Origin of the sequence: Niastella caeni (assembly GCF_004834005.1) — a bacterium.
In the GTDB taxonomy this organism is placed as follows: Bacteria; Bacteroidota; Bacteroidia; order Chitinophagales; family Chitinophagaceae; genus Niastella; species Niastella caeni.
The window spans coordinates 1,830,011-1,856,861 of sequence record NZ_STFF01000001.1; the positions used below are offsets into that span (position 1 = coordinate 1,830,011).

Annotated in this window: 23 protein-coding genes; 11 read left to right on the top strand and 12 right to left on the bottom strand. The window is 43.0% G+C overall.

Features of this window, described 5'->3' with window-relative positions:
* Positions 1-233 precede the first annotated feature (233 nt).
* Positions 234-1,052, top strand: a complete 819-nt coding sequence (locus FAM09_RS07375) for a sterol desaturase family protein (protein ID WP_136576400.1) — start codon at positions 234-236, stop codon at positions 1,050-1,052.
* A gap of 111 nt (positions 1,053-1,163) precedes the next feature.
* Here FAM09_RS07375 and FAM09_RS07380 read toward each other — a convergent pair whose 3' ends face one another.
* The 3 genes from FAM09_RS07380 to FAM09_RS07390 all read right to left on the bottom strand — a co-directional run bounded on the left by FAM09_RS07380 (position 1,164) and on the right by FAM09_RS07390 (position 4,720).
* On the bottom strand, positions 1,164-2,129 hold the full coding sequence (locus FAM09_RS07380; RefSeq protein ID WP_136576401.1) for a transglutaminase family protein: 966 nt from the start codon (positions 2,127-2,129) through the stop codon (positions 1,164-1,166).
* Positions 2,130-2,159: 30 nt separating this feature from the next.
* Positions 2,160-3,095: an alpha-E domain-containing protein gene (locus tag FAM09_RS07385; protein WP_136576402.1), complete on the bottom strand. Its 936-nt coding sequence runs from the start codon at positions 3,093-3,095 to the stop codon at positions 2,160-2,162.
* 176 nt (positions 3,096-3,271) lie between these two features.
* Positions 3,272-4,720, bottom strand: a complete 1,449-nt coding sequence (locus tag FAM09_RS07390; RefSeq protein ID WP_136576403.1) for a circularly permuted type 2 ATP-grasp protein — start codon at positions 4,718-4,720, stop codon at positions 3,272-3,274.
* 129 nt (positions 4,721-4,849) lie between these two features.
* On the opposite strand from FAM09_RS07390, the gene kdsB reads away from it, so the two are divergent.
* Together kdsB and FAM09_RS07400 are read left to right on the top strand one after the other, a co-directional pair.
* Positions 4,850-5,578, top strand: coding sequence for a 3-deoxy-manno-octulosonate cytidylyltransferase (gene kdsB, locus FAM09_RS07395; RefSeq protein ID WP_136576404.1), 729 nt, complete (start codon positions 4,850-4,852; stop codon positions 5,576-5,578).
* A gap of 33 nt (positions 5,579-5,611) precedes the next feature.
* Positions 5,612-6,523: an ROK family protein gene (locus FAM09_RS07400; RefSeq protein ID WP_136576405.1), complete on the top strand. Its 912-nt coding sequence runs from the start codon at positions 5,612-5,614 to the stop codon at positions 6,521-6,523.
* A 90-nt stretch (positions 6,524-6,613) separates the two neighbouring features.
* Here the strand turns inward: FAM09_RS07400 and FAM09_RS07405 are convergent, their stop codons facing one another.
* The 4 genes from FAM09_RS07405 to FAM09_RS07420 all read right to left on the bottom strand — a co-directional run bounded on the left by FAM09_RS07405 (position 6,614) and on the right by FAM09_RS07420 (position 9,647).
* Positions 6,614-7,213 carry a carboxymuconolactone decarboxylase family protein gene (locus FAM09_RS07405; RefSeq protein ID WP_136576406.1) on the bottom strand — a complete coding sequence of 200 codons (600 nt, stop codon included), beginning with the start codon at positions 7,211-7,213 and terminating at the stop codon, positions 6,614-6,616.
* Positions 7,214-7,283: 70 nt separating this feature from the next.
* A complete protein-coding gene (locus FAM09_RS07410; RefSeq protein ID WP_136576407.1) occupies positions 7,284-7,853 on the bottom strand; it encodes a peroxiredoxin in 570 nt (189 codons plus the stop codon).
* 279 nt (positions 7,854-8,132) lie between these two features.
* Complete coding sequence (locus FAM09_RS07415) at positions 8,133-8,867, bottom strand: SecDF P1 head subdomain-containing protein (RefSeq protein WP_136576408.1); 735 nt, start codon at positions 8,865-8,867, stop codon at positions 8,133-8,135.
* 51 nt (positions 8,868-8,918) lie between these two features.
* Positions 8,919-9,647, bottom strand: a complete 729-nt coding sequence (locus FAM09_RS07420; RefSeq protein WP_136576409.1) for a carbon-nitrogen hydrolase family protein — start codon at positions 9,645-9,647, stop codon at positions 8,919-8,921.
* Between the two features lie 178 nt (positions 9,648-9,825).
* Here FAM09_RS07420 and FAM09_RS07425 point away from each other — a divergent pair, with 178 nt between their 5' ends.
* From FAM09_RS07425 to FAM09_RS07445, 5 genes are all read left to right on the top strand, one after another.
* Positions 9,826-11,343, top strand: coding sequence for a glycoside hydrolase family 32 protein (locus tag FAM09_RS07425; RefSeq protein WP_136576410.1), 1,518 nt, complete (start codon positions 9,826-9,828; stop codon positions 11,341-11,343).
* 185 nt (positions 11,344-11,528) lie between these two features.
* Positions 11,529-12,623, top strand: a complete 1,095-nt coding sequence (locus FAM09_RS07430) for an iron-containing alcohol dehydrogenase family protein (protein ID WP_136576411.1) — start codon at positions 11,529-11,531, stop codon at positions 12,621-12,623.
* Positions 12,624-12,817: 194 nt separating this feature from the next.
* A complete protein-coding gene (locus FAM09_RS07435) occupies positions 12,818-13,384 on the top strand; it encodes a hypothetical protein (RefSeq protein ID WP_136576412.1) in 567 nt (188 codons plus the stop codon).
* 133 nt (positions 13,385-13,517) lie between these two features.
* Positions 13,518-14,615, top strand: coding sequence for a magnesium/cobalt transporter CorA (gene corA, locus FAM09_RS07440; protein WP_136576413.1), 1,098 nt, complete (start codon positions 13,518-13,520; stop codon positions 14,613-14,615).
* Between the two features lie 135 nt (positions 14,616-14,750).
* Positions 14,751-15,746, top strand: a complete 996-nt coding sequence (locus FAM09_RS07445; protein ID WP_136576414.1) for a sugar phosphate isomerase/epimerase family protein — start codon at positions 14,751-14,753, stop codon at positions 15,744-15,746.
* 126 nt (positions 15,747-15,872) lie between these two features.
* Here the strand turns inward: FAM09_RS07445 and cydB are convergent, their stop codons facing one another.
* From cydB to FAM09_RS07465, 4 genes are all read right to left on the bottom strand, one after another.
* Positions 15,873-16,907 carry a cytochrome d ubiquinol oxidase subunit II gene (gene cydB, locus FAM09_RS07450; protein WP_136576415.1) on the bottom strand — a complete coding sequence of 345 codons (1,035 nt, stop codon included), beginning with the start codon at positions 16,905-16,907 and terminating at the stop codon, positions 15,873-15,875.
* 112 nt (positions 16,908-17,019) lie between these two features.
* The gene (locus tag FAM09_RS07455) at positions 17,020-18,411 is read right to left on the bottom strand and encodes a cytochrome ubiquinol oxidase subunit I (RefSeq protein ID WP_136576416.1); all 1,392 of its coding nucleotides are present in this window, start codon (positions 18,409-18,411) and stop codon (positions 17,020-17,022) included.
* Positions 18,412-18,535: 124 nt separating this feature from the next.
* A complete protein-coding gene (locus FAM09_RS07460) occupies positions 18,536-19,042 on the bottom strand; it encodes a DUF2480 family protein (RefSeq protein ID WP_136576417.1) in 507 nt (168 codons plus the stop codon).
* A gap of 279 nt (positions 19,043-19,321) precedes the next feature.
* Complete coding sequence (locus FAM09_RS07465; RefSeq protein WP_136576418.1) at positions 19,322-21,454, bottom strand: peptidylprolyl isomerase; 2,133 nt, start codon at positions 21,452-21,454, stop codon at positions 19,322-19,324.
* Between the two features lie 571 nt (positions 21,455-22,025).
* Here FAM09_RS07465 and nadA point away from each other — a divergent pair.
* From nadA to FAM09_RS07480, 3 genes are all read left to right on the top strand, one after another.
* On the top strand, positions 22,026-23,036 hold the full coding sequence (nadA, locus tag FAM09_RS07470) for a quinolinate synthase NadA (protein WP_136576419.1): 1,011 nt from the start codon (positions 22,026-22,028) through the stop codon (positions 23,034-23,036).
* A gap of 119 nt (positions 23,037-23,155) precedes the next feature.
* Complete coding sequence (locus tag FAM09_RS07475) at positions 23,156-23,632, top strand: GAF domain-containing protein (RefSeq protein WP_136576420.1); 477 nt, start codon at positions 23,156-23,158, stop codon at positions 23,630-23,632.
* Between the two features lie 19 nt (positions 23,633-23,651).
* Positions 23,652-24,431: an NIPSNAP family protein gene (locus FAM09_RS07480; protein ID WP_136576421.1), complete on the top strand. Its 780-nt coding sequence runs from the start codon at positions 23,652-23,654 to the stop codon at positions 24,429-24,431.
* A gap of 322 nt (positions 24,432-24,753) precedes the next feature.
* Here the strand turns inward: FAM09_RS07480 and mnmG are convergent, their stop codons facing one another.
* A complete protein-coding gene (gene mnmG, locus FAM09_RS07485) occupies positions 24,754-26,616 on the bottom strand; it encodes a tRNA uridine-5-carboxymethylaminomethyl(34) synthesis enzyme MnmG (RefSeq protein ID WP_136576422.1) in 1,863 nt (620 codons plus the stop codon).
* Between the last annotated feature and the right edge of the window lie 235 nt (positions 26,617-26,851).

Below are 26,851 nucleotides of genomic sequence, written 5' to 3' on the forward strand. Positions count from 1 at the left end.
CACAAAAAATTATTTCTGCATTTTAATGAGTAAACACCTGCTTAAACAATTGCCTGTCTACCGGAAGTGTACAAAGGGGTTCTTTTATAGTTTAGCATTGCGTTACCGCAATTATATAACAGTAAAAATTCATGTCCCCCTCAATAAATTTATAAAATGTGCGGTCCTGTAGAACAGGCTATCTCCCGAAAGATTTTTCTGCGTAAATTACTGTACAAACGATTCTTTCTGCCATGCAAGACTTCATGAACTTTTGGGAGAATATCCAAAGTTGGCATAGGATGGCCATTCTGCTGGGCGGTATGGTTCTCTTTTGGCTGATAGAAGGATATTACCCTCTTTTTACCTTTTCCTGGAAACGGTATAAACATGCCGGGGTTAACCTGGTATTTCTGTTTACTACCGTTGTACTGAATTTAGTATTGGGCTCCATTACCATCCTTGCCTGCCAATGGGTTACCGAAAACCAGTTTGGTTTGCTATATATATTGAACCTGCCGCTTTGGGCCAATATTATTCTGGGATTGCTCTTTATGGATTTCTTCGCCCAATATGCACCGCATTACATGATGCATAAAGTAAAATGGATGTGGAAGTTCCATATGATCCATCATAGTGATACCAAGGTAGATGTAACTACCGGCACCCGCCATCATCCCGGCGAATGGATCTTCAGGGAATGTTTTACCATCATAGGCGTTTATGCAATGGGTTTATCTATCGGGATGTATTTTTTGTATCGTAGCGTGTCGGCTATTTTTACACATTTCAATCATGCCAATATTCGCGTACCCCGGTGGCTCGATAAACCCATCAGTTGGATCTTCGTTTCCCCCAATATGCATAAGGTGCATCACCATTATAAACGCCCCTATACAGATACCAACTACGCAAATATTTTTTCTTTGTGGGACCGCCTGTTTGGCACTTTTGCTTACACCGACCCGAAGAAATTACATTACGGCCTCGACGTGCTTGACGAAAAGACTGATGAAAGTTTGATGTATCAGTTGAAGTTGCCGTTCGATAAGAATGTTAAGACGGATTATTAAGTTTATAGTTTTTGGTTTATAGTTTATTGTTGTTGCAGTTCGGGTAGCCCGCACAATTACGGCCGTCCCGCATTGCAGAACCATAAACAAAAAACTATAAACAATAAACGGTTATTGCTGCTGCTGTATCATCTCCATATACCTCCGGTACGAGTTTTCATCACTCCTCTGCTGGCCGTTGGTAATGGGTTGCGGCGTTAAGATGGTAGCATGATCATCCTGCACATTTCCATCTTCATAACTAACAGCCACGCCTACTTCCAGGCTATGGTTGGAAGTGCCTTTGTACGTTCCTTTCACCGGTGAGCAATCACTGAAATTACGGCCCACCGCCAGTCGCACATGCAGGTCGTTTACAAAACAATTATTGGTGGGGTCCAACCCCAGCCAGCCGTATGCTGGTAAATAGGCTTCTACCCAGGCGTGGGTGGCGCCTTCGCCGCGCATGCCGTTGCGGTTCGGACAAATATAACCACTCACATAGCGGGCGGGAATGCCGGTCATGCGGAGCATAACCAATAAAATATGCGCAAAATCCTGGCAAACGCCGGCTTTCAGCTTCCAGATCTCATCGGGTGTGGTCTCTACGTTTGTAACTCCTTTTATATATTGAAATTCTTTATAAACATATTCATTTAATTGCTGCACCGCAACAAATGGCGTGAATTGCAGGTGCTGGCCTACCTGGGTATCGCGTTTTATTTCATGCACTACTTCACAGGATTCCTGCTTCAGAAAATCAATAAACGGCACCTGGTATTTGATCGCCTTTAAATTATTCCATTGCTCTTCTTTGGGAATGGAATCCTCTGGTAACTCCCTGCTTTTGGTGATCACTTCAATTCGTGAGTCGATCTTCAGTTCGCTGTGCGGGTCGGCAAACATAAAGGAGCCCACTTCGTTACCATAATAATCTTTATACACATCCAACGCCGGTTCGCCGGTTATGGTGAGGTCTTGCTTTAAAACTGTCTGATACTCATCCTTTACAGGGAACAAAATGATCTGGTTGGCACTATCACGAACCGGCACCTCGTACATATACCTGGTAACGTGATGAATTTTGAATTGTGGCATGGTTGGCAAAAATACAAAGTCCGTACTAGTTTATGAATACGCAAAACAACATTGGTTCAGGGCGTTGGCAATAGCGTATAGATCTTTCTTGATGTCAAGTAAGTATTGGTGAAGATCCTGGCTAATGATGGATTCAGGTGTACTATATCGCACCTTACTCAGCAACTTACCGATCATAAAATCGAGTTGCTGATAATTGTTCACTTTGCCCTCCTGCTTCAGCCGGTCGAAATAGCGCTGCAACCGGGTTACTGAATAGATGATGGAGCGGGGAAAATGATTGTTCAGCACTACCTGTTCCACTACATTCCGGGCTTCAAAACCGGAGCGATACGTTTTCAGATATAATTCATAGCCGGCGATCGATAACAACAGGTACTTCCAATAGGGAGCATCGGCCACCGTATCGTTATCATATTCATTATTAATGACCCGCATATTGAGCAGGTCGGCCGATAAAATGGCGCGCTCCAGGAATTTGCCAATGTTCATAAAGGAATAGCCTTCGCCGCGCGACATGGTGATCTCGGCTGTTCCGTAATACAACAATCCCTGTTTTATCAGCACATCCAGAATGGTAATGGGATCATCTTTCTGCAACCAGTGAGCAAGCCATTCCTCTTTGGTGGTGTGATAATAATCATTCAAAGATTGCCATAGTTCTTTGGTGATATTATCCTGTACGCTACGGGCATTTTCGCGGGCCCGGGTTACAATGTTCACCACAGAATTGGAATTACCTTTATCGGTGACAATATATTGTAATATGGCGCGCGGATTTGTCTCCAGCTTTTTGGCGGCTGTTTCATCGAGATAAGTAAACAGGTGCAGAACCGGTTGCCAGGAAAATTCCATGATGCTATCCTGCGAATACGCGTAGTTGACCTTCAACATTCGTAACATACCATCGCTGCGTTCAATGTAACGGCTCATCCAGTATAAACTATCGGCTACTCTACTTAACATATTTTACCCCCCAGCCCCCTAAAGGGGGAGCAATTGCCCCAGCCTTTAAAGAGATGATGTTTTATTGTTTTAGTTATAGGTTACAAATTTTCAAGCTCGCCCATTTCCGGTTTCACTTCAACATTCAATATTTCCTTCACTTTTTCATTTCTCTGTTCCTCATTTCTAATTTTTCATTACCCTGCCAGCACCCACGTATCTTTACTCCCTCCGCCCTGCGATGAATTCACCACCAGGGAACCTTCGCGCAAGGCCACCCTCGTCAATCCACCCGGTACAATTTCAATACCGTCCGGTCCGCACAAGGCGTAAGGCCGCAGATCAACCCGGCGTGGTTGCAGCTTTCCCTGCATATAACAAGGTGCAGAAGATAAACTGATGATGGGTTGTGCAATAAACTGACGCGGGTCTTTCTTAATAGCCTCACAGTAATTTTTTATTTCTTCATCGCCGGCCGCATTGCCCATTAACATGCCGTACCCGCCGCTTTCATTCGTTTTTTTAACCACCATGTTGGTGATATTGCTGAAAACATATTCCTGGTGTTCCGGATCATCTAACCGGTACGTAGGCACATTTTTCAAAATGGGTTCCTCATTCAGGTAATAGCGGATCATATCGGGCACATAACAATAAATCGCTTTGTCATCGGCCACGCCATTACCGATTGCATTTACGATAGCCACATTCCCTTTGCGATAAGCATTCATAATGCCTGAAACACCCAGCATGCTATTAGGATTAAAAGTAAGCGGGTCGAGGAATTCGTCATCTACGCGGCGATAAATAACATCTACCTGCTGCAAACCATGGGTGGTTTTCATATATACTTTGTGATTATCTACCACCAGGTCACGGCCTTCAACCAATTCTACTCCCATCAACCGCGCCAGCGTGGTATGCTCGAAGTAGGCGGAATTATAAATACCCGGGGTTAATAAAACAATGGTAGGGTTGGCAATTTGCCTGGGCGAAAGCGATACCAGGTTCTTATGTAAAATATTAGGATATTCTATTACACTACGCACATTATTCTGCGGCAGCAGATCGGGGAAAATGCGCTTGGTGATCTCGCGGTTCTCCAGCATATAGCTTACGCCGCTCGGCGTTCGCAGGTTATCTTCTAAAATATAAAAAGAACCGTCGTTGTTGCGGATCAGGTCAATGCCCGCAATATGCACATACAGGTCGTACGGCACAGGCAGGTTGTACATTTCGCGCAAATAATGCGGACAACTATATATCATGTCAATGGGCACTTTCCCATCTTTTAAAATAAACTGGTTGTGATAAACGTCTTTCAAAAAAAGGTTCAGGGCCTTCAGCCGTTGTTTTATGCCTTTTTCAATATGATCCCATTCTGCAGCGGTAATGATGCGGGGAATGATGTCGAATGGAAAAATTTTCTCAATGCCTTCCCCGCTGCTGTACACGGTAAAGGTGATGCCCTGGCTCATAAAGAGCCGTTTGGCCAGCTCTTCTTTTTTATTCAGTTCGTCGAGATCCAGTTGCTGCATAAAGGCCACCACCCGCTGGTATTGTTCGCGCACGGACGACTCCATATACATTTCATCCCAGGTATTGGTATCTACATAATAAGACTTTAGCAATTCGGTGGCTTGCATACAGATTAGTTTGGTGAATCAATTACCGGCAGGCAAATCGTTGGAGGGAAAAACAATGGTACGTATTCAAATATAATGAAATCAACGCGTTTAGCCATCATTCAATGCGGCTTTCTTATCTTTATCCCGATGAAAAAAATTGCAATGATCCCGGCCCGCTATGCGGCTACCCGGTTTCCTGCCAAACTGATGCAGCTACTGGGTACTAAAACTGTTATCCGGCACACCTATGACAACACCGTGGCCACAGGTTTATTTGATGAAGTTTGGGTGGTAACTGATAGTGAAATTATTTTTAATGAAATTGCATCCAATGGCGGCAAGGCCGTAATGAGCCGCCAGCAGCATGAAAGTGGCAGCGACCGTATTGCCGAAGCAGTGGCAGATATAGAAACAGATATTGTAGTAAATGTGCAGGGCGACGAACCCTTTGTAAAAAAAGAACCGCTTCAAAAATTATTACAGGTATTTGAAGGCGAAACCGGAGAAAAAGTACAGGTTGCTTCCCTGATGCAGGTGTTGAAAGAACCACAGTTCATTGCCGACCCGAATTATGTGAAAGTGGCGGTTGATAAAAACATGAACTCGCTTTTTTTTAGTAGAAGCATCATCCCTTATCCCCGGAACAACGAAGCGGTGATCACCTATTACGAACATATTGGTGTATACGCTTTCCGCAAAGAGGCCCTGATGGGCTTCACTACCTGGCCGATGACCCCCCTGGAAGCTGCAGAAAAAATTGAATGTCTCCGCTACCTCGAAAATGGCATACCATTAAAAATGGTAGTAACGGAATATATGGGTGTTGAAATTGATACACCTGAGGACCTTGAAAGAGCAGCCCGGCTATTAAAATGATTGAAAAATTATTAATCTCTTTTAACTAACACCATGACGCAACCACTTTGGGGTATTGATCTGGGAGGAACCAAAATAGAAGGGGCCATCGTTCCTTCATTAGATAATCCACAACCCATTCTCAGGACCCGCATCGATACCGAAGGACATAAGGGATATGAACATATCATTCACCAGATTGATAAGCTGGTGCAAACGATGAAACAACAATCGGGTTTGCAGCCTGCGCGCCTTGGGTTGGGAACGCCCGGCGTACTGGACCCTATTTTGCAAACCATGAAAAATTGCAATAGTACTGCTCTGAATGGTCAGCCGCTGAAAAAAGACCTGGAAGAAAAACTGGGAATTCCCTGTGTGCTGGCCAACGACGCCAATTGTTTTGCCCTTGCTGAAACGCACTGGGGTGTTGTAAAAGAAAAAGCACCCGGCGCACAGGTTGTATTCGGTATTATTATGGGCACAGGCGTAGGCGGCGGTCTTGTCGTAAATGGCCATGTATGGAATGGCAAGCATGGTATTGGCGGTGAGTGGGGCCACAACTTTCTCGATGAATCCGGCGGTCCCTGCTATTGCGGCAAAACCGGCTGCGTAGAAACGGTATTGTCGGGCCCCGGTTTGCAACGGTATTATAAAAGCATTACCGGTTCCATGCTTTCTTTGAAAGATATTCTGGCGCATGCCCTGCAGGGTAATGACCAGGCGGCCATCAAAACCATTGACAGGCTGAACCATTTCTTTGGAAAAGCCGTTTCGGTAATTACCAATATGCTCGATCCCGATGTAATTGTTGTAGGTGGTGGCGTAGGAAATATCGACAGCATATATACAGCCGGTGTAGAATCGCTGCATAAATTCATTTTCAATAACCGGGTTGATGTGCCTATTTTAAAACCCAGCCTGGGCGACAGTGCCGGTGTATTTGGCGCGGCAGCGTTGGTAGCATAAGATAATGTCGAATAACGAATATCGAATGTCAAATATCGAAGTGAATTTCTTTTCAACATTTAATATTCGACATTCGATATTGTTTAGCTTTTAGGCTAAAACTGTTATCAACGACTTTATAATCGCTCCCAGTTTCACTCCTTCCAGGATCCGGCTTTCAGAACCGCCGTGTTGTAAAATGGATTGTTCGTGTGAAGTAATGCACATTTCACAACCATTGATAGAAGAGATCACCAGGCTCACGAGTTCAAAAAATTCTTTGCCCAAAATTGGGTTCATCATAATGCTCATTTTTATACCGGCTGGGGTGTTGGTATAAAAATCTTTCTTTACATAATGACGGAACCGGTAGAAAATATTGTTCGCGTTCATCAGGGATGTACACGAAACGATCTCGGCCACTTCTGCATCTGTAGCGCCTGCTTCCTGGGCCTGCGCACGGAAAGTGTCTTTCAGCAGATCGAACTTTTCATTAACGGCTACAGCGTATGCCAGTAATAACGCTTCTTTTTTATTGAGGTACTGCGTATTGTTCAGCACATTGCTCACATTGATCTTCAGGTCCTTTATATATTTCGATTCTACCTGCAACAATTGCTGTGCGGCGGAAGAAGGACTATAGTCGGGTATTTGCAGATCATTTAACAGGTTAGTGAAAGTCTCATTCTGTATTGCTATTTCCTGGCTCATGTTGTTGGGTTTTTAAAAAAACGGGGCCTTTTTAGTCGGCCCCGTAGCGTTATCCAAACACTCTGAAAAATTAGTTCATGCTTAATTGGGTAGTCAGTGTATCCTGACCTTTTTGCCAGTTGCAGGGGCACAGCTCGTCTGTTTGCAATGCATCCAGTACACGAACAACTTCCTGTACATTACGGCCAACATTCAGGTCATAAACACTTACCCAGCGTACAATACCTTGTGGGTCGATGATAAATGTAGCGCGGTAGGCGATCTTTTCTTCTGAATCTAAAATGCCCAGTTCTTCTGCCAATGACTTAGAAGTATCGGCCAGCATAGGGAATTTCAGGTCGCGAAGATCGCTGTGATCTCTTCTCCATGCAGCGTGCACAAATTCTGAATCGGTTGAAGCGCCGATCAGGATGGCGTCTCTATCAGTGAATTCGCTGTGTTTTTTATTGAATTCTGCAATTTCTGTAGGACACACGAAAGTGAAATCTTTCGGCCACCAGAACATTACTGTCCATTTACCTTTGGCAGTAGCGTACTCGTTGGTTAATTCCATGAATTCTTTTCCTTTCTCTAAAGATACAACCGCTTTTTTCTTAAATGCCGGGAACTGAGTTCCGATAGACAACACTTTGTTACTCATATTGTGATTTAAATTTTTACAATTTACGCTTAAGGCAGAACGCGAAAACCATTTTTCAACTGGCATTAAGCATTCTAAATAAAACTAAAGCACACTTTTTCGCTGAAGCCATTGTATGTTGGCGTTTAGCGTTTAGGTTTTAGCGTTCAAAATGGCTGGAAACAATCGATGCCCGCTTAGGGCGTTGTGGATAGGCAGGTGCAAAGATGCTAAAAAACGATATAGATTTTAATAGGATTATTCTATAAAGAGATAGATTTTGTCTATATAGGAAGTTTATTAATTATTCGCATGGCTAAGAATCTGATTTACTTCCGACTCGTTAAATAGTGTTGGAATAGCGAAATAATTTTTATCTAAAGGCTGATATATTTTCTGATTGGAAAAAACAATCCCATTTATTAAAATGGCGATTTTTTTATGGAGATATTCTTTCAAAAACGCTGCCAGACGCTTCCCGGCGGTTTCGTTCAACTCAACTTCAATCTCCGGATATCTATGTGCATCAGTAAAAACAACACTTTTTATTTCTGCACCTTTAAATGATACAGCATTGTCGAATATTTTATACAGATTTAAATATCCATTCATATTATTTTTAACGTCTACGCCATAGGCAAATACAGGTTTCTCTGGAAAAAAAGATTGATATGAAGGATTTACAATTAACTGATTGAACTTAGCAGTATCCTCTTTTGCTACGCAATAAAATGGGACGGAGTTTAAATAACTTGTTTTGCCTTGATAGGTTATACGATATCTCTTTACCCAATGAGTTATGTAGAACTTATTTGCAGTGTCCGCCATATCCAAAGGGTGCTTAAAGTTTTTAGGGGTTTCTTTTTCCATCTGTCGATTGATTTTCCAAAAACAGGTGTCCGAATCCAAAGTATCTATCAAAGCTAATTTTATCTCGTACCTGAAATTTGTAATGGGTTTGGCTTCAGGTTTTTGGGCGTTGTTTGCGCAGGCAAAACAAAAAAGAGTGATAAAAAAAATTACAAACAGTTTCATAGTACGTTAAATTAATAATATTAGTCAACACTCAAAATACATAAGTTAATATTAAACCGTTCTCAGCATTACGTCCTGCGTCTCTGTTTCAAAAATTATTATTCCCTCACCGGTGTCATCCAGCTGCGCTGCCAATTCTCCTTTGTTATTCCACACCGCGCTTTTTCCGGCACATAACCCATCTTCACACATCCCAACACAGTTCGACATAAAGACTGTCATCGAATATTGACGGGCAATATCACTTAAAGTTTTAGTAGCTTTTTCAACCCCGCCGGCTGTTTTTGCCACACTGGCTATATATACCTGCGCCCCGCTTTTGGCAGCACTTTCCGAATGTTCCGGTATGGATATTTCATAACAAATGGCCAGGGCAACGGGTGTGTTGTTAATTATTAATCCCTGTAAATTATTACCACTAATGAAAAAGGGCTCTTCATCGGCATGCAAATACATTTTTGAATTTGTTTGCCGTAATCTGTTTGGCTGAAACAACACCATCGTAATGTGAATGCCGTTTGGGCTTTTTGTTGGAACGCCCACTCCAATGGTGATCTGCTTTGTATCGCTGAGTTGTTGAAAAATCTCAAACCGGTTATCGGTTGTGTCAGCCGCCAGTTCTTTTGCCAGCGATGGTTCGTAGCCGGTCAATGAAAGCTCGGGGAAAACAATAATATCGGCGCCGTTAGAAACCGCCAGCTCTATTAAAGAAATATGGTTCTTTATATTACTGTCAATATCACCGGTGACCGGTCTTGTTTGCGCTACGCCTATTTTCATTGGATGGTTATTAAATTTGAAGGTAGCTCTAATGCGGATATCCCCAACGTTTTTCGAACAGCTTAAATTTCGGAAAAGCCTTCCACTTTCAACCTTCAGATATTAAAAAAAATAATTAGATTTAGTATCCAAGTCCGGCAGCCCAAAACACATTCACTATCCCAAAACAAAACTCACAATGAAATCCTTGCTGGTATTATTAATAGGTATGATCCCTGGTGCCGTTATATCCCAAAATAAACCAACTTATAAAGAACCCTTTCGCCCGCAATTTCATTTTACGCCGTATCACAATTGGATGAACGATCCCAACGGACTGGTATATTATAAGGGAGAATACCATTTGTTCTATCAATACAATCCCATGGGCAATACCTGGGGACATATGAGCTGGGGCCACGCCGTTAGTCGCGACCTGGTTCGCTGGCAACCCCTGGCGCTTGCTATTCCGGAGGATGATAAAAACATGATCTTCTCCGGTAGCTGTGTAGTTGATAAAAACAATTCCAGCGGTTTTGGGAAGAAACCCGGACAAATTCCACTGGTAGCAATATATACCGCACATATCATTCCTGATAAAACAAAACCCGATGACTACCAGCAAAACCAGCATATCGCTTACAGCCTCGACGATGGCAGGACCTGGAAAAAATATGATGGCAACCCGGTACTCGATCTGAAGAAAAAAGATTTTCGCGATCCTAAAGTATTCTGGTACGGGCCTGGCAAAAAATGGATCATGGCCATTGTATTACCGCAAGAACATATTGTTCAATTTCATGGTTCCACCGATCTGAAAACCTGGTCGCACCTGAGTGATTTTGGTCCGGCCGGCGATACCAATGACATTTGGGAATGTCCCGATCTGTTGCAGGTGCCCATCACTGGTCAACCCGGCAAAAGCAAATGGGTGCTGATCAATTCGCAACAAACCACCATGCAATATTTCGTGGGCGAATTTGATGGCATCCGATTTCAAAATGAAAACCCCGCCGACACTATACTTAGACCCGATTACGGTCCCGATTTTTATGCGGCCGTTACCTATAATAATCTCCCACCCGGCCAGGACCCGGTATTACTGGGTTGGGCCAATAACTGGAAATATGGCCAGTCTATCCCTACTTCGCCCTGGCGAAGCGCCATGTCGGTACCCCGTTCATTGAGATTAAAAAAATCAGGCAATACCTGGATATTGCTGCAGCAACCCGTGAAATCATTATTATCGCTGCGGGGTAACGTCACCGAATGGAAAAGCAAGATTATTTCCGGGGAAACCGTTTTCCCGGCAAAAGGCCAGGTAATTGAACTGGATGCGGATCTTATTCCCGCCAAAAACGCCATTTGCGGCGTACGGCTGGCGGCCGGGGGCGGGCAATCAATTATTATTGGATATAATGCGGATAGTGCAAAATTGTACATCGACCGTTCAAACAGCGGCAACACCTATTTTAATAACCAGTTTGCTGCCTGGCAATATTCCTCCGCCCGGGTTCCTTTGCAAGACGGCAAGTTGCGGTTACACATATTCTTCGATAAAAGTATAGTGGAGGTTTTTGCCAATGATGGCGCCACGGTATTAACAGCCCAGTTGTTCCCCAGCGCCACCCACGATGGAATTGAATTCTTTAGCGAAAAAGGCCCCACCCGTATTCCTATCGCCAAAGTATGGTCTTTGAGCTCGGCCTGGAAATAGCTAGTGGCCAATGGATAGGTAAAGAAGCATTAAATTGGCAATGGGCAATAAGCAAGCCTTAATAGGTTTATGAGCTAAAAAATTCGGTAACATTTGCCTATTGTCTATTGCCTATTGCCAATTGATTTTCCGACCTTCGCAGCGCTAAATCACAGTATCTGTTAAAAATCATTTAGCGTAAGCATATGAAGTTCAGAAACTTTAAAATGGTCGGCTTTGTTATTTATGGCCGAGGCAGTTTTAACCAGCTCGATGAAATTTTAGCTCCACATAGAAAAGGCGAGGCGCCGATGATCTTTCTCGTAGATCATTTTTTTGAAAACGGCGCCGCTACCGGCGACGGAAAGCCGCTCATTAATCGCATTCCCCTGCGTGGCAAAGACAAAGTGATCTTCGCCGATGTTACTTACGAACCAAAAACCACCCAGGTAGATAAACTGGCAAAACAATTGAAAGACGAGTTTGGCACAGTGAGCGGCATCATTGGCATTGGCGGCGGTTCTACCATCGACCTGGCCAAAGCAGTTTCCCTGATGATGACCAACCCCGGTTCTTCAGCCGATTACCAGGGCTGGGATCTTGTTAAATTACCTGGCGTATATAAAGTAGGTATTCCTACATTGAGCGGAACCGGCGCCGAAGTTTCCCGTACAACCGTGTTGACGGGTCCAACCCGTAAACTGGGTATGAACTCTGACTTCACGCCATTTGACCAGATCGTACTGGACCCCGAATTAACAGCCAATGCACCTGCCAACCAGCGTTTTTATACCGGTATGGATTGCTATATACATTGTATTGAAAGTTTGGAAGGAACTTACCTCAACGAGTTCAGTAAATCGTATGGCGAAAAAGCGCTCGAGTTATGCCGGGAGGTTTTCGTAAACAAAAAACAATGGGATGCCGAATGCGATGATAAACTGATGATGGCTTCTTATGCCGGCGGTATGAGCATTGCCTACTCACAGGTAGGCGTGGCCCATGCGGTGAGCTATGGGTTAAGTTATTTGCTGGGAACCAAACATGGCATTGGCAATTGCATTGTGATGAATCACCTGGAACCCTACTACCCTGCAGGCGTAGCAGAATTCAAAAAAATGGTAGAACAAAATAACATCGATATTCCCGTAGGCATTTGTAAAGGATTGACCGATGAACAGTTCGATACCATGATCAATGTTTCCCTGGGCATGAAACCCCTGTGGGAAAATGCGCTGGGAAAAGACTGGGAAAAAATCATGACGCGCGAAAAGCTGCGGGCGCTGTATGAGAAACTGTAATTAATAATAATATAATTATAACGAAATGATATACGAAAACGGAGTTGCAATTTGCAGCTCCGTTTTTGTTTAACTGAGGCGGCACATTTAATGGGCAACGAGTAATGAGAAATGTCTGCTCATCGGTAGCATGCGTTTAGCCTTGTGCGTTTAGCATTAAGCCTTTTTCCGTAAATTCACTTAAACCTATTTGTATGAAAAAAATCATGTTGGGGCTTTGCCTGCTTGCAGCCCTTTCTTCCAATGCACAGGAAAAATATACGCCCGTAATTAAACAAGGCTCAAAATTGCATTATTCGGCAGCCCTGCACGGTCAAAGCTTCCCCTGTACTTTTTCTCTTGATTCGGTATCTGTTAACTACGTTAAAGTAGGTTGGCTTGTTGAAGGATTTGGCAGCGGTACCTGGGTTATGAAAACTAAATCATTGGAAAGTGGTTCCCGGGGTTATTGGGGCCAGCCTACGCCAGGCACGCAGGAAGACATGGCCGACGACCAAACCGTTATCCTGTTTTCGAAGGCCCAATGGGACATGTTGCAGAAAGACAAAAAATTGAATTTCGATCAGCAAACCTTTACCGTAAAATCGCCGTCTGAGCAACAACAATTAAAATTATCGGGCAAGCCGGTTGATGTTTTTCTGCTTGAAAACCCAAATGGTTCTACCCGCATCTGGTTGCTCAACAATGCAGCCTTCCCGGTATTGTTAAAAATTGAAGGCAATACCCTGGGCGCCGATCTCACTATCAATTCTGTAGAATAGGTATTATAATTGCAAGTTAAACAACTGAAAAATGTATTTTCTTCCCCTCCGCGGGTGGGGAGCTTGTCCCGACTTGTTGGGAGACCAGGGGGGGTGGCCGCATTTTTTCAGTTTTTTTAGTCATTTTTGTTATATGAGTCCTCAGAAATACCTGCGTTATTTAATGTTGCCATCATTGTTCGGTACCGACCGGACCAAAGAAATTTTGCAGGTAAATCCAACCGTTCTTCCGCAACGCGAAGAAGCCAAAGAAGTAAAGATCTCTGTGCATGAATACAATGCAACCTCTTTTCAGGAATATGGGGTTGAAAGCGTTTCGGAATGCCTGCATTGTAAAGAAAACGAGTATATCAGTTGGATAAATATCGATGGCCTGCGCAAAAATGACGTAGAAACCATCTGTAATTATTATGGCATTCACCCCCTCATTATTGAAGACATACTCAGCATTAACCAACGTCCCAAAATGGATGAGGTAGAAGGGGTTTTATTTTGCCTGCTGAATATGTTATACTTCAATGAACAGAAAAAATCGGTAGAAACAGAGCAGATCAGTATAGTGCTGGGACCGAATTTTGTGCTTTCTTTCCAGGAAGATGCGCACCGGGATGTTTTTAATCCTATCAGAACGCGGTTGAAGATCAACAATGCCAAGATCAGGCAACGAAATGCCGATTACCTGTGTTATTCGCTGCTTGATATGATCGTGGATAATTATTTTATCGTCATGGAAAAAGTGAGTGAGCAAATTGAAGTGGTGGAGGAAGAAGTGATCCGTAACGCCAATACCCGTTCATTGGCCAAGATCAATCAACTGCGTAAAGAACTGATCGTATTAAAAAGGAATTTCGCGCCCGTGCGCGATCTGCTGAGCGGCATCATTCGCAGCGAAAGTGAATTACTCGAAGACCGGACTACCAAATATTATAAAGACGTATACGATCACATTGTACAGGCCTATGATCTGAGCGAAAACTACCGCGATATTATAATGAGTATGCAGGACCTGTATATAAACAATGTGAACCTGAAGATGAATGAGGTAATGAAGGTAATGGCCATTGTAACCTGCTTAATGGCCCCCGCAACCGTTATCGGCGGCATATTCGGCATGAACTTCGACCAGATCCCCACCATCCATAACCGTTGGGGATTTTTTATTGCCGTAGGGTTAATGCTGATCGTTCCGCTATGGATGCTGAACCTTTTCAGAAAAAGAGGTTGGTTTTGATAATTTATGGTTCGATGGCCTGATGGTTTGATGGTTGTAATTCCCGAACTTTATAAAAACCGATCTATGGTAAGCTGCTAAAAATTTTCAGCAGCTACAGCCATCTAACAATTCAACCATCAAACAGTCTAAATAATGCCCTCTAATCGCCGACATTTTTTAAAACAACTGGGTGGCCTGGCTGCCGGCTTTGGCGCCGCTTCCACCGGATTATCATTTATTAATCCTTTACCGGCCGATATTCAAACAAACACCCATACGTCTGACACAGATTCGTCAGCAGCTCCTTTGTTTTTTACCATTTCACTGGCCCAATGGTCCCTGCATAAAAAGTTGTGGGCAAAAGAAATGGACAACCTCGATTTTCCCGCAGTAGCAAAAAATACCTACGGCATCAGTGTAGTGGAATACGTGAACCAGTTTTTTAAAGACAAAGCAAAAGATGAAAAATACCTGGCTGAGTTGTTGAAACGATGCAATGATAATGGCGTTAAAAATCATCTGATCATGTGCGATGGAGAAGGTGACCTGGGCGATGTGGATGCCAAAAAAAGAATGCAGGCTGTAGAAAACCATTATAAATGGGTGGATGCCGCCAAATACCTGGGCTGCGCTACTATTCGCGTGAATGCATTCGGCGCAGGCAGCTATGAAGAAGTACAAAAAGCGGCCATCGAAGGCCTTGCTAAACTTGGTGAATATGCCGCCAAAACCGGTATTAATGTAATTGTAGAGAACCATGGCAGCTATACTTCCAATGGTCAATGGCTGGCTGGTGTAATGAAGGGTGTAAAAAGAAAAAACGTAGGCACCCTACCCGATTTCGGCAACTTCTGCATTAAGCGCGAAGGCGGTCAAATGTGGGGTACGCCATGTATAGAAGAATATGATCGCTATAAAGGGGTTGCTGAAATGATGCCCTTTGCCAAAGGAGTAAGCGCCAAAGCCCACGACTTCGACGAACAGGGTAATTGCATTGAAACCGATTATGTAAAAATGCTCAAGATATGTAAGGATGCAGGTTTCAAGGGTTATATGGGCATTGAATACGAAGGCGATAAATTAAGTGAAGAAGAAGGCATCAGGAAGACAAAAGCGTTGCTCGAACGAGTTGGCGCCAGCATTAAATAAAGAACCTAATAAAATACAAATCAAAATTTTAAAGACCCCAGGAAGCCTGGTGTTTGTTGGATCTTGTAATTTAAGTTTTGAGATTTCTTTCTTTGGTTCTTGTTATTTGCTTTTTGGAATTTTTTCTTAATAACTTGTTTCGTCGAGTTTTACTTTTCCTTTGAACGTCCAGAATACAAATGATGTGTATGTTGCCACCAGCGGCGTACCAATCAGAGCAATGATCAATAAGATCTTCATGGTCTTTGCCGATGCAGCCGCATTGTGCACGGTTATACTATTTGCCGGGTTATCTTTCGAATACAATAAATAAGGAAACACTTCCAGCGCCACCATCGCCAGTAACAAAGCAATTGTAACCGATGAACTGATAAACGCATACCGGTATTTACCAATTTTCAATTGCCGCGGTATATTGGCAATGGCCAATACCATTAGTACCGGAATAATAAATGAAGAAGGATGCAATCTGAAAAAGTCGCTGAGGTGCGGTACATACAATAATGTATACAACGTAGTGATCACAAAACTCAGCACAAAAAATATAATGAACTGCCGGGCCAGCATGTACAATTTGGTGTACAACCGGTTCTCTGTTTTCATGGTTAGGTAAATAGCACCGTGCATCATAAACAACGCAAGCGTTGTAATGGCCACCATGATAGAAAAGAAATTAAAGAACGACAACCAGTCGCCATTAAACTCTTTCTGTTCATTCAATGAAATACCTAATGCCACATTGCCCAACATTAAACCCAGCGATAACGAAATTATTATCGAGGCTACACAGTATACCACATCCCAGGTCTTGCGCCATAATAACCCCGGTTCTTTACTTCGAAATTCTATGGCCACGCCTCTAAAGATCAATCCCACCAGGAAGATCATAAACGGTACATAGAACGCAGAAAATATGGCCGCATACGCTACCGGGAAACCGGCAAACAACGCACCGCCGCCAATAACCAGCCATACTTCATTACCATCCCAAACCGGACCGATAGCATTCAATGCAATACGCCGGCTTAGTTCTTTATTTAAGAAAAGGTGCAATGCCCCGGCGCCCAAATCAAATCCATCGAGAATAGCATAACCACTAATAACAGCGCCGAAAACCAAATACCACCAAACGTTGTAGTCGAGACCTAAAAATGTTTCCATTGTTATAATTTGAGCAATAATTACAATAGATATTTTTATTTAGAGATTTAGAAATTGCGGGATTTCGAGATTTAAATACGGCCGAAGCAGAAGAAATCTCAAAATCACTAAATCAGAAATTACCAGTGTGGTCTAATATGGGGTTATCCCGCTTGCTTCCCTCATCAATATCTTCTTTTGTTCCATGATCAACCGGCCCATGTTGAATTTTCTTATTCAGCAAATAAAGGAACAAAACAAGTAACAACGTATACACTACTGTAAACAGCACCAATGAGAATATCACCTGGTTGGCCGTTACTGTTTTCGACAATGCATCGGAGGTTCTAAGTAAACCATACACCACCCAAGGCTGACGGCCCATTTCGGCGGCAAACCATCCGGTTTGGTTCGCGATCTGCGGAGCTAACACTGCCCATACAAAAACCCACATCAACCATCGCTTTTCAAAGAGTTTATTTCTAAAACTCAACCACGAAGCATACACCGTTAAGCCTATCATAAACATACCTATGGCTACCATAATGTGATAGAACTGGAATATGGTATTAACCTGGGTTGGCCTTTCTTCCGGTTTAAACGTATTCAATCCTTTCACCGGTTTTTTAAAATCGCCCTGCGTTAAAAACGATAACCCGCCGGGAATTTTTATGCCGGTCACTTTTTGTTTTTTATTATCAACATACCCCAGTAAAAACATATCGGCCACGGCCATGGAATCATAATGTCCTTCGAGCGCGGCCAATTTAGCCGGCTGATGTTTATATACTACATCAGCGCTTCGATGACCGGCGAACAGTTGCAACAAAGAAAAAATGGTCCCGGCTACCAATGCAATTTTAAAAGAAGGCTTTGCAATGTCGAGGTGTTTGTTTTTTAAAATATACCAGGCATTTACACTCAGTACTAAAAATATCCCGGCGAGAAAAGCGGCGATCCACACATGAATCAATCGGTCAACACTGGAAGGATTAAATACCATGGCCCAGAAGTCGGTGATCTCGGCACGGGCTTCCATCCCATTACCTACAATGTGATAACCGGCCGGTGTCTGCTGCCAGGAGTTAGCCACTACGATCCAGATGGCAGAGAACATCGAACCGAGGAATACCATAATGGTAGAAAAGAAATGCACGCGCGAGCTCACCCGGTTCCAGCCAAAAAGCAGTATTCCCAAAAAGCCCGATTCAAGCGCAAATGCAAAAATACCTTCCGCTGCCAGGGCGCTGCCGAAAATGTCGCCTACATATTTTGAGTACGTTGCCCAGTTGGTGCCAAACTCAAACTCCATGATAATACCGGTGGCTACGCCAATACCAAAGATCAGGGCAAAGATCTTGATCCAGAAACGGGTGATCTGTTCATATATCTTCTTCCCTGTTTTCAGGTACAACCCTTCAAATACCACCAACAACAATCCGAGTCCGATACTTAATGGCGGATAGATGTAATGAAAGGCAATGGTAAAGGCGAATTGAATACGTGCTAATATTTCTACGTCCATGGTGAACGGTTTTAAATTCTTAAGTATTAACTGGCGTGCCACGGTTCGTTTTTCGTTGCGAGCATAACCGTGTCACGCTATATTCCAAAAAAAAAGCCGATGCGGCGGCATCGGCTATCGTTAGTTATTTTTTCTTAAAGATCGGAACAGTGCTGCAAGGTTCGCCATACATAATGCTCTTGGTCACCGGCATTAATTTTTTTGTGATGGCCAGGTAGGCAAATTCTCCAATGGGGATATCGCCGCACCCTTTTACAACAACTCTTTTATCAATGAAAGGCTCAGGATCTATTGCCTCGATCCGCTGCACAAAAAGTTGTTGCCTTGCCGTTTGTTCATTGCCAAAGATGATATCTTTTGCAACCGGTTGCAGGTAAGAACCTACCAGCATATATGCCCACATGGGAATAATGGCATCTGCTGTACAGGTAACTGCTACTACCTTATTTTGATAAACAGACCAATCGTTATTTTGGAGCGCTGCCCTGAATTCTTTCTCTTTCAGGATGAGTTCCATGAATAAATGCGGTTTCAGATCAAAGACCGCAATTTCTTCCGCAGGATAATAGGTCTCCAGGTCAAGCGTGACCAGTTGACTTTGCGCAACCTTATTTACAATTTCTTCACTCATATTAATCATTTTCACTTAAACAGGGACAAAGTTAGTTGATATGTTGATATGTTGCCAATCATAAGGAAACAAACTACCCCTCCACCCAGGGGCTAATCAAGTTGACAGGTAACAAAGCTTGCCCCAATAAGTTGGGTTTACAAGTTAACGCCCTCATTTTGTGTTAAAAGAGAATGGTTGAAAAGTTAAAAAACTCAGTAACCCAATGAATTATAGAAAAAAGAAACGGGGTTGACCGGTTTAAACCCAGTCAACCCCGTTAAATTATTAGCTTATTAACTAAAAGAATTTGATCCTGTTATCTTTAATATTAGCAGACTTCTTCATGATCTCGAGGGTTCTGTACCCGAACATTGCTCCCATTTGTTGTGACATGGCAGCCTGTTGTTGTTTCACATCGAAATTAGGATTGGGCACTGCTGAAATGTTATCAACTTTGATCACAAACACCCCAATTTCTCCTTTAATAGGACCTGAAATTTTTGCCTGGTAATCTTTATTGAAAGCAGCCCCCAGTACTCTCATTTCATTACCAACATTAGGAATGAAGGTGCTGCTGAACGTAACACTATCAGCTCTTAATACCTGTTGGCCGGTAGCCTGTGCTACTGCTTCTAATGTAGCAGCAGTACCAATTTTCTTACTGATGGCCTCCGCCTTTTTAATGTTCCGCACTTTATACTCAACCAATGGACGGGCTTTTTCAACCGGCATAGTTCCTTTTTCATAAACCTGGGCAACGGCAGGAACAACATATTTATCACCTACCAAATAGGCATGTTCAGCCACAGTTCCCTTTTTAGCATCTGTGAAAGCCCAACGAATAATTTCGCGTGCTTCACCTAAGCCCATGATCATGTAATCAGTTTCTTTTACATCGGCAGGGAATCTGCTCAGCTTTCTTTTTGTAATGTTATCATCAAACTCCTTCAGTGAACGGCTTTCTGAGGCAAACTGTTGAGCTATACCGCTGGCCCCATTTACAGTTTCATCACTTGCCACAACCGGGCGAGACAGATACGCAATTTTATAGGCAGTCTCCATTTTCTTCTGGTTCAGCACTTCTATATAATGGTATCCGCTATAAGAAGCGTTTTCAACTTTCACTACTTTTTTATCACCGGAGTTGCCATAGAATATCACTTCAGCAAATTCTTTGCTCAGGTTAGAAAACTGCATAGAAGTAAATTCATATTCACCTTTTTTATCTTTACTACCTGCGTCGTCGCTGAATTTCACCACCATGCTGTCGAAGCTGGCGCCACCTCTGATAGCATTTTCAATACTATCGATTAATTTCTTGGCAGCGCTGTCTGTTCTTGTCTGGCCTTGTTGGTCAGCCATTTTAACAAGGATGTGACGGCATTTCACGCTATCGGGCATTGTACGGCGACCAACCATTTTAGCCAGGGTATAATTAGGACCATCCAGGTAAGGACCAATCACTTGACCATCGCTCAATTTGCGAAGGGTATCAGCATTGGTCATTTGCATGTGGCTGCTTAATACATAACCATCGAAGTAGGGCGTTTCGCTCGAGTTGTTCGTGAGCACATTTTGAATTTCGGCAGTAGAGGCGGCTGCAGCCAAAGCGTCTCTTTGTTTAGCTACATTATTATATATAGCTTCACTATCGCTTTTGCTGGGCGCTGCATCAAAAGTTACATACACCAGGCTGCGCTCATTTTCCTGTTTGTACATTTCTTTATGTTTATCTACATATTGCTTCACATCTTCGTCAGTTACCTGCACAGTAGAATCAGGAATAGTAGAATAAGAAACATTCACATATGAAATGGCAGCACGCTGGCTGTTTTCAGCATTGCTCTTTTCAAGCAACCATTTTGGAACGTACATGCTTTTTCCCACCAATGCAGAAAATTTTTCGCGCTGACGGGCTTTCATTAAAGAATATTGAAACTCCTGGAAACTTTCATATTGAGGGGTGCCCTTTTTCAATGACTTTATAGCCTGGTAAGCTGCATTTACATTAAACTGACCAGTAGAATCAGTGAACTGCTGTCTCAACATTTGGGGCGGGTTAGCTCCATATAATATATCGCCTAATTCTTTCTCACCAACCTTGATACCTAATTTTTCATACTCATCAACCATGATCGCATCTTCAACAAACTCGTTCCACAGACTTTCACGAATTTGATTACGCGTTTGGTCATTAATAGGATAATTCTGGGCACGGTAGTTTTCTTCGGCCATTTTGTACCGTTGCTCAAAATCGCGGGCATCAATACTGTTGCCATTCACTTTGCCAAGTGTTGTGGAACTACCACTGAACATACCACGGCCTCCTCCCTGAAGAGCATCCTGTACAATAAAGGCGATAAGGGCTAATGCAATCGCTCCAATGATGATCCACGCTGCTTTGTCGCGGATGGTTTGAATAACTGACATATTATATGTGTATACCTCTTTTTATAAGGATGGCAAAAATAGGAAAAGAAAGTTTATGAACAAACTGTGGAAAACCATTCAAAACCAGCATCGAGTAAAGGTTTTACCCATCCAGATATGTGAACAACCGCCAATTTTTTAATAAATCCCGGATTCGTGAAACAATGCCGTGAAAACAATGCTAACAGGGGGTGCTGAATAACCCCTAAAACATGTGGGTAACCCCGGTTTTTGCACTTTGGTTTTGGTGGATAGATGGATTAAAAGTTTCAATGAATAGTTTTCCCTAATCCCTGATGTATAAAAACCCTTAGTTATTCCACCTCCGTTAACACCATTTTTGTATCCACAGCCCCTTCTATTTTTCCCGGCGCTTTTTATTCCACCGGGGTGGATAAGTGCGTAAAACCCGCGTCTGCTTTCATTTGTTTATTGTTGAAAGAAAGTGGAAAACCGTGGATAACCAGGTTGTTGTAACTTTACCAAATTTTACGGCTTTCATTTTATCCACGAATCCACAGCCGTAATAATAATAGGTTATTTATAAAAAAATAGAATTAATATAAATACTATGGAAGATATCCACGTAGCTAACGCAAAAAAAAATTTGACGAAGGCGGGGTTTCTCGACATTGAAATTGATCCCACGCTGGATCTGTTTCACGAAATTGAACGGTTAAAAAAAGAAAAAAATGCGATCCTGCTCGCGCACTATTACCAGGAGCCCGATATCCAGGACGTGGCCGATTACATTGGGGATAGCCTGGGCCTGGCGCAAAAAGCACAAAACACGAATGCGGATATCATCGTTTTTGCCGGCGTGCAATTCATGGCGGAAACTGCCAAGATCCTGAACCCGAACAAAAAAGTTTTACTGCCCGACCTGAATGCAGGTTGTTCGCTGGCTGATAGTGCACCGGCCGATCTGTTCAAAAAATTCAAAGACCAACATCCCGATCATATCGTGATTTCTTACATCAATTGCACGGCTGAAATAAAAGCACTGAGCGATATCATTGTAACGTCGAGCAACGCCGAAAAGATTGTTGAAAGTGTACCGCGCGATCAAAAAATAATTTTCGCACCCGACAAAAACCTGGGAGCCTACCTGGTGAAGAAAACGGGCCGGGACATGGTATTGTGGAATGGCGCCTGTATGGTGCATGAGATCTTTAGTCTGGAGAAGATCACGAAGTTGAAAACCCGGCATCCGAATGCGAAATTCATCGCTCACCCCGAATGTGAGGAAGCCGTGTTACGATTGGCCGACTACATCGGGTCTACTACCGGTTTGCTGAAGTATACCCAGCAAAGCGATGCAATGGAATTTATTGTTGCCACCGAAACAGGCATTTTGCACCAGATGCAGAAGTCGTCACCTGAGAAGACCTTCATCCCAGCTCCACCCAACAACAGTTGCGCTTGCAATGATTGCCCACACATGAAACTGAACACCCTGGAAAAGCTGTATCTGTGCATGGAATATGAGGCGCCAGAGATCACCATGGAGGAGGAATTGAGGAAGGCAGCCAGGAAGCCAATTGATAGAATGTTGGAAATCAGCGCACAATACGGTTTATAGTGGGGAAAACCATGTGAATAACCTATGAATAAGCGGCTTTTTCGTAACAATGGCTGTTAGGTAAGGGGTTTTAGTTCAGAACCATTTTGTTGAATTAGCAATCAAACTATATTTGCTCCATGGCAGAAGACTTGAGCATAGTGCAGGGCACAAAAGAAGAAAAATATCAATCTGTAATTCCTCAAATAAAGGCTTTGATTGAAGGGGAGCCCGATGTGGTGGCCAACCTGGCTAACATTGTAGCGGCGTTGATGGAACAGTTCGGCTGGCTGTGGGTTGGGTTTTACCTGATAAGGGAAAACCAACTGGTATTGGCTCCTTTCCAGGGACCGGTTGCCTGTACCCGTATTAAAAAAGGCAAAGGCGTTTGTGGTTCCAGTTGGGAACATGCGAAAACTATCATTGTGCCAGACGTAGAAAAATTTCCGGGTCATATTGCCTGCAGCAGTAAGTCGCGATCGGAAATTGTTGTGCCCATCATTCGAAACGGTAAGGTGATGGGTGTTTTGGATGTGGACAGTGAGCAGCTTGCTGCTTTTGATACGATCGATCAGCAGTACCTGGAAGAGATCGTTGATCTGATCATTTTCGAGTAAGCACATAACAACTTGTCATATGAGAAGAAGAAAATTCATTGAGCATGCTGCAATGGCTTCCTCCGCTGTTCTTTTGGGGCAGACTGCGATTGCGGATTCCGGCAAAGCAGTTAAAAAGGAACTGTATGAATGGCGTGAATATGAATTTAAGTTTCGGGGCAATCAGAATTTGTTGCATGACTATCTGGAGAAATCCCTCATTCCGGCATTAAATAAATTCGGGGTTAAGACAGTTGGTGTTTTTAAAGAGATCAGTAAAACTGAACCGGTAAAAGTTTATGTGCTGATCGCCTATCCATCGTTTGAGGAATATCTTTCCATAAATACGAATATTAAGAAGGACCATGATTTTATAAAGAGCAGTGCTGCCTGGAATCAGGTACCTGCGGAGAAGCCGGTGTATAACAGGATCTCTACCTCGTTATTGTTAGCTTTCGATGGATTGCCGTCGGTAAAAGTTCCTGCTAAAGAATCACGCATTTTTGAGTTGAGAACTTATGAAGGTTATAACGAAGATGCCGTTAGCAGAAAGATAAAGATGTTCAATGAGGAAGAGTTCCCGATCTTCTATAAAACAAAGTTGACTCCTGTTTTCTTTGGCGAGGCAATTGCCGGCGCCAATCTTCCATGCCTCACCTATATGATCACGTTTAAGAATATGGAAGAGCGTGATAAGAACTGGGAGGCATTTCTTGCAGATGCTGACTGGAAACGGATTTCGGCCGATACTAAATATGCCAATACGGTATCGAACATACGAAGAGTTTTTCTTGAACCACTTCCCTACTCTCAGGTTTAGTAAAAGGCTTGATCTATAAGTACGATTTTATATATTACCAATCCCGATAAATCTTCACTTTATTTTAGCTTCTATTTCTTCCCGTTATTTTAAAAGAAAAGTAAATTAGTTAAGGTAGAAAGGCCAGGGAATATATTTACAATATTTATAAACTGATCCTTATGCTATTTCTTCATTTGCTTGATATTACATTATGGACACTTGCTTTTATTTACAGAAAAAAATTAAGAAGGGAAACCAGTCCCAGTATAGGGGAAATGATTAAAGAGTGGAAACAAAAAAAGGTTTCCGCTACGCCGGCTAATTAAAAGTGTTGATTTAGTTACCTGCCCATATACACCATCAATATTTGTACATCGCTAGGATTTACACCACTGATACGACTTGCCTGGCCAAGTGTACGTGGTTTTATTCTTTTAAATTTTTGCATGGCTTCAGCCGATAAAGAAAGAATGCGATCGTAGTCGAAATTCTCCGGGATCAGCAGATCTTCCAACTGATTCATTCTTTTTACAAGTTCTTTTTCTTTTTCTATATACACATTGTATTTGATCTGGATGTCGGCTTGTTCAATGATCTCATCTGTAAAACCGTTTAACGCCTGTTGAATTTTTGGTAATCCGGCAATCATAGCATCCAGCGTAATATTCGGACGCAACAATAGCTGAATTGCTTTTTGTTTTTGCGGAAGCGGCGCAGAATTATTTTCAGCCAGGAATCCATCTGCCTCATTAGGCTCGAGTGAGATCTCTTTCAGAATGTCTTTAATTTTTTCAACACCATCTCTTTTGCTGATCACTTTATCCATTCTATCCTGAGATGCCAGACCCAGGCGATAACTTAATTCGGTTAACCGAAGGTCTGCATTATCCTGGCGAAGGATCGTTCTGAATTCAGCGCGGCTGGTGAACATGCGGTAAGGTTCTTCAGTTCCTTTGCTGATGAGGTCATCGATCAAAACGCCAATGTAAGCATCACTTCTTTTTAAAATAACCGGTTCCAGTTCTTTCGCTTTTTGATGGGCATTAATGCCGGCCATCAAACCCTGGCAGGCAGCTTCTTCATAACCGGTGGTACCGTTTATTTGTCCCGCAAAAAATAAATTGCTGATCAGTTTTGTTTCCAGGGAATGATTCAACTGTGTTGGTGGAAAGTAATCGTATTCAATGGCATAGCCCGGACGGAATACACGAACATTTTCAAAACCGGCAACCTGACGCAAAGCTGCAATTTGAACTTCTTCAGGTAAAGAAGTAGAGAAACCATTAACATAAATTTCAATGGTGTTCCAGCCTTCCGGTTCCACAAAAAGTTGATGTCTTTCTCTTTCTGCAAAGCGATTGATCTTGTCTTCGATACTGGGACAATACCTGGGACCAGTTCCTTCAATTCTTCCTGTGTACATAGGACTCCTATCGAACCCTGTTTTCAGAATATCATGCACTTTCTGGCTGGTATATGTGATCCAGCAGCTCCGTTGTTCAACAGGTTTTTTTGTACCGGTATAAGAGAAGCCAACTATTTCGTCGTCTCCTTTTTGTTCTTCCATTTTACTGTAGTCGAGACTGCGACCATCAATACGGGGAGGCGTACCGGTTTTAAGGCGATCGCTTTCAAAGCCGAGTTCAACCAATTGCTCGGTAATTCCGGTAGCGGCTTTTTCAGCCACCCTACCTCCGCCGAATTGTTTTTCACCAATATGAATGATACCATTTAAAAAAGTACCGCTGGTTATTACGACTGATTTGGATGGAATATGATGACCAAGACCAGTGACAACACCACAAGCCCGACCCTCTTTAATGATGAGTGAGCGCACCATGTCCTGGTAAAAATCAACGTTTGGAGTTTTCTCCAGCATCTCACGCCAGGTGGCAGCAAACAACATGCGGTCGTTTTGTGCCCTGGGGCTCCACATGGCCGGACCTTTTGAAAGGTTCAACATGCGAAACTGGATCATACTGATGTCGGTAACGATACCTGAGTAACCACCCATGGCATCTATTTCACGAACTATTTGTCCTTTGGCAATACCACCCATGGCTGGGTTACAGCTCATTTGAGCAATGGTTTGCATGTTCATTGTTACTAAAAGAACCTTTGAACCAAGGTTGGCGGCAGCAGCGGCAGCTTCGCAACCTGCATGGCCTGCGCCTACTACTATTACATCGTATTCTGGAAACATGGTGCAAAATTACACTAAGCATGTCAAGGGGTAAAAAGAGAAAAGGAACGATAAGTGAAAACAAGGACCGGGAGGTTTTCCTTGCCCTTGCCTAGGGAACAATGTTTATGACTTTGTGCCTGGTAAAAGCACTGCTATCATTGGGAGTATAGCATTGTGAGTTTATCATTTTTTCCTGGTGACACAAACACTACTAATGAAGCCAGGGGTCATATAGTTATGCGTGTATACTTAT